Source organism: Acinetobacter sp. USHLN143, from assembly GCF_037145695.1.
Classification (GTDB): domain Bacteria; phylum Pseudomonadota; class Gammaproteobacteria; order Pseudomonadales; family Moraxellaceae; genus Acinetobacter; species Acinetobacter fasciculus.
Window position 1 is genome coordinate 1 of record NZ_JBBCWZ010000185.1, and the last position, 728, is coordinate 728.

Sequence of the window (728 nt, forward strand, 5' to 3'; positions counted from 1 at the left end):
TTAAATGAAGCCATTATTGATGTAAAAAAAGGTTAAGTCGAAAGCTTTAAAATGGTTTTCAATCTTTTTTGAAAAATTACAACTCCTTCTAAAACCGCGCCTAATTCGATGCCTTATTTTGCAATTATTACCTTCAATACCTACAGTAAAAAATTTACCAATACTTTGCTTGCAGTTTTTAAAAGCAGTGATGAAACTGTCCCAATGATCACTTGCAATTCGGGTGTAGTGAATACCTAATTGTTTAAGCTTTGTCTTCAATCGTTGAACTGTAGCTAAGTCTCTTTTACCCCAAACATAAGCAACAATCTCACCTGTTTCTCGATGGTAGGCGTAAATAAGCCATTGTTTATTATTTTTATTTCCCACGAAAGTCCAAAACTCATCAACTTCAAGAGACTCATAATGACTTTGTTTAGGCTGAATTTGGTAGGTCGATTCGGTTAAAGTACGTAAAACTTTACCGATACTGATTCGCTCAACTTCAGCGATATCTCGTATACCACTACCTCTGACCATCAACTGTAATATTTTTCGAGTAATGCCTGAATTACATCCTAGATAGCTCAGAGCATGGTCACCAATAAACTGACGTTTACAGTCTTTGCACTGATAGTTTTGTTTCCCATCTACTTTGATGCCATTTTTCTTTATACTGTCACTGAGGCAGGTTGGACATTTGATTTCTAGAGTTATTCGCATTTCTCTATTTTATCAAAATTCAACCT

The 728-nt window shown here is 35.0% G+C and carries 1 protein-coding gene; it reads right to left on the reverse strand.

Going from position 1 to position 728, the window contains the following annotated elements:
* A complete protein-coding gene (locus WFH18_RS17595) occupies positions 1-702 on the reverse strand; it encodes an IS1-like element ISPa14 family transposase (protein ID WP_001223318.1) in 702 nt (233 codons plus the stop codon).
* Positions 703-728 lie beyond the last annotated feature (26 nt).

Coding starts and splice junctions, on each gene's coding strand:
- WFH18_RS17595 (WP_001223318.1), bottom strand. CDS start 702: ATGCGAATAACTCTAGAAATCAAATGTCCAACCTGCCTCAGTGACAGT.